The following is a 334-nucleotide window of genomic DNA, read 5'->3' on the forward strand; positions in this document are numbered from 1 at the left end:
ATCGCAGACACAAAAAAACCGACATCAAGTCGGCTTTTAAGTAAGTTGGTTGCGGGAGCCGGATTTGAACCGACGACCTTCGGGTTATGAGCCCGACGAGCTACCAGGCTGCTCCATCCCGCGTCCGAAAATTACACTTGAGCAGAGAGTGTAACTTGTTAGTTTGCAATGACTTTGTCGTGACCTTCAAGCGTATTCAGTCACAATTTGGTTGCGGGAGCCGGATTTGAACCGACGACCTTCGGGTTATGAGCCCGACGAGCTACCAGGCTGCTCCATCCCGCGTCCGTCATTGCGGGGCGCATCTTATGGTTTTTAGGCCAACGATGCAAGC

General features: G+C 52.4%; 2 tRNA genes. Both read right to left on the bottom strand.

Going from position 1 to position 334, the window contains the following annotated elements:
• Positions 1-46: 46 nt before the first annotated feature.
• A tRNA-Met gene (locus EOE67_RS20365) sits at positions 47-123 on the bottom strand.
• An 85-nt stretch (positions 124-208) separates the two neighbouring features.
• A tRNA-Met gene (locus EOE67_RS20370) sits at positions 209-285 on the bottom strand.
• Positions 286-334: the final 49 nt, after the last annotated feature.

Origin of the sequence: Rheinheimera riviphila (genome assembly GCF_004005945.1) — a bacterium.
GTDB lineage: Bacteria > Pseudomonadota > Gammaproteobacteria > Enterobacterales > Alteromonadaceae > Pararheinheimera > Pararheinheimera riviphila.